Consider the following 3,175-nt stretch of genomic DNA (forward strand, 5'->3'; position numbering starts at 1 on the left):
CTGTTGGGTTTCACCCAACCTACCCAGAGCTATAGGCTCAAAAAACCATTATATATGTCGGCACGGTTTCCCATTCTCTAATAGTAAGTCAAGTTTCCGCATTTGTCAAGGGAAAAATAGGGATTTTTCGAGTTTGTTTAGGATTGCCTAATCTGCTGATTGGTAGCGGGTTTTAGAGAGTGTGGGGAAATATGGGGCTCAGATGGGGTGGCAGGTTATATTGAGAGGCAAGTACAATTGTCGTTAGCCATGTAAATACCAATCAGGTATGAAATCCCCATGGCTACATTGTAGGGGGATACCCTCATGAATAATACTAGCGAAATCTCGGATATTTTGGCATCATCAGATTCTCCGAATTCCCTTCCCTCACAGAGATTCAGCCGTGATGTATCCAGGGAACCACTGACAGCAGCATTAACTCAGGTTAACCAGCAATTAACAGAGTTTCTCGCCTCACCTAATTTTCAGACAGATTTACAAACCGCTTTCGGTGCATCTACCGATGTGGAATTAGGTGCAACCATCATTGAGGCTTTCACTCAGGGAGACACACCAGAGATGATAGTGCTTTCCGCTACATCAATGAATGGTGCTGATGGCGCTTTTGACTCCCTGACGGGTACGGTGTATTTATCCGATGCCATAATTCACAGTGAGAAACTGGTGGATGTGATAACGGAGGAATTTGGGCATTATCTGGATTCTCAGTTAAACGAAATCGACTCTCCTGGAGATGAGGGAGAGTTATTTATGCGCCTAGTGAATGGGGAAGCCTTGACAGAAGCAGATATCACCGGGTTAAGGAATAAGGATGATTGGGGTTTCATCTGGGTAGAAGGAGAACCGGTAGCAGTACAGATGTCCGCGCCGCCAGAGTTCGCCTGGACGCGCCTGTTGGGAAGCAGTGAGGATGACTTTGCTCGTGCCCTGACCACCGGTAGTGATGGCTCGATTTATGTGGCGGGCTATACTTCAGGCAGCCTAGATGGACAAACCTATAGTGGTGGCGAATGGGATGCCTTTATCACCAAGTATCAGCCCAATGGCACTAAAGACTGGACGCGCCTGTTGGGAACCAGTAGTGCAGACCGGGCTAATGCCCTGACCACGGGTAGTGATGGGTCGATTTATGTAGCGGGCTGGACTCGGGGCAACCTAGATGGACAAACCAATAGTGGTGGCTATGATGCCTTTATCACCAAGTACCAGCCTGATGGCACTAAAGACTGGACGCGCCTGTTGGGAACCAGTAGTTTGGACCAGGCTAATGCCCTGACCACGGGTAGTGATGGGTCGATTTATGTGGCGGGCTGGACTTATGGCGACCTAGACGGACAAACCAATAGTGGTCGCTATGATGCCTTTATCACCAAGTACCAGCCCAATGGCACTAAAGACTGGACGCGCCTGCTGGGAACCAGTGGGCAGCACCAGGCATCAGCCCTGACCACTGGTAGTGATGGGTCGATTTATATGGCGAGCTATACTCGGGGCGACCTAGATAGTGGCTTTTGGGATTTTTTTATCACCAAGTACCAACCTGATGGCAGTAGGGACTGGACTCGCCTGTTGGGAACCACTGAGAATGGCTGGGCTAGTGCCCTGACCACCGGTAGTGATGGGTCGATTTATGTGGCCGGCGATACTGAGGGCGACCTAGATGGACAAACTAATAGTGGTGGCAGTGATGTCTTTATCAGTAGGCTCCAGCGTGATGGCACTAAAGATTGGACGCGCCTGTTGGGAACCAGTAGTTTTGACCGGGCTAGTGCCCTGACCACCGGTAGTGATGGGTCTATTTATGTGGCGGGTGGGACTGGGGGCAACCTAGACGGACAAACCAATAGTGGTGGTGCTGATGCCTTTATTAGCAGGTTCCAGCGTGATGGCACTAAAGACTGGACGCGCCTGTTGGGAACCAGTGATGGGGACAGTGCTAATGCCCTGACCACCGGTAGTGATGGCTCGATTTATGTGGCGGGCTTTACTGGGGGCGACCTAGATGGACAAACCAATAGTGGCGACTATGATGCCTTTATCAGCAGGTTGATAGTAGATGGTGCTGACACACCAGAACCCACACCAGAACCCACACCGGAACCCACACCGGAACCAGAACCAATTAGGGGTACTCGTGGCAATGATTTATTACGAGGAACCCCTGGTCATGACACCATCTATGGATTAGCAGGTAATGATACTTTAATCGGTGGAAAAGGTAACGATTATTTAGATGGAGGTCCGGGAAATGACAGCCTCCTTGGTGGTGCGGGTCACGATACTTTAATCGGTGGAAAAGGTAACGATTATTTAGATGGAGGTCCAGGAAATGACAGCCTCCTTGGTGGTCCCGGTCGGGATACTTTAATCGGTGGTGCTGGTAACGACACCCTCAACGGTGGTCCCGGTCAAGATATTCTCACTGGTGGTCCTGGTGCTGATATCTTTGTGTTCCAGTTTGGGGAATCGAGGGTAGCGGCTCCTGACCATATTACCGACTTGGAAATCGGTACTGATAAAATTGACTTGCTGAACCGACGCGGACGGGATATCGGGGCTCCTGAGAATTTTACCCGCGCTCGAAATAGCAATGCTCCTAACCTGCGAACCCTGGTTAATCAGGTATTTGCTAATGCTGATGGCGGACAAGCCGGACGACAACCATTAGAACCTAATAGTGCTGCATTAGTGAGGGCGACTCATGCCGATATTCGCGGCACTTATCTAGTGATTAATGATAATGTTCCTGGTTTTCAGGCTCCGAATGATTTAGTTATCAATATCACTGGATATACGGGGGATTTACCAGGTTTCGGAGAGATTCCGGTTCAGGATTTCTTTGTAGTGTAATCCTGGGGAATTAAGTTCCGATTGATGAGGTGGGGTTGAATGGCTATTTGACCCCACTTCTCTATAGGCTCAAAAAACCATTATATATGTCGGCACGGTTTCCCATTATTTAATAGTAAGTCAAGTTCCGGGATTTGTCAAGGGGTAAAATCGGGATTTTTAGAGTTTTTTTAGGATTGCCTAATCTGCTGATGGGTAGCGGGTTTTAGAGAGTGTGGGGAAATGGTGCGATCGCTTTTTTTAAGAATGAGGGTGGCCGGTTATATAGCCTATTTAAGTAGGTTGGGTGGAGGAACGGAACCCAACACCACCATCTCACCGC

1 protein-coding gene is annotated in these 3,175 nt (G+C 49.1%); it reads left to right on the forward strand.

Translation table 11 applies throughout. From position 1 onward, the window contains the following. The first annotated feature begins 306 nt into the window (after positions 1-306). On the forward strand, positions 307-2,853 hold the full coding sequence (locus ACTIE0_RS23505) for an SBBP repeat-containing protein (RefSeq protein ID WP_006670910.1): 2,547 nt from the start codon (positions 307-309) through the stop codon (positions 2,851-2,853). Positions 2,854-3,175 lie beyond the last annotated feature (322 nt).

The organism is Limnospira sp., from assembly GCF_051859755.1.
Lineage (GTDB): Bacteria > Cyanobacteriota > Cyanobacteriia > Cyanobacteriales > Microcoleaceae > Limnospira > Limnospira fusiformis.

Coding starts and splice junctions, on each gene's coding strand:
- ACTIE0_RS23505 (WP_006670910.1), top strand. CDS start 307: ATGAATAATACTAGCGAAATCTCGGATATTTTGGCATCATCAGATTCT.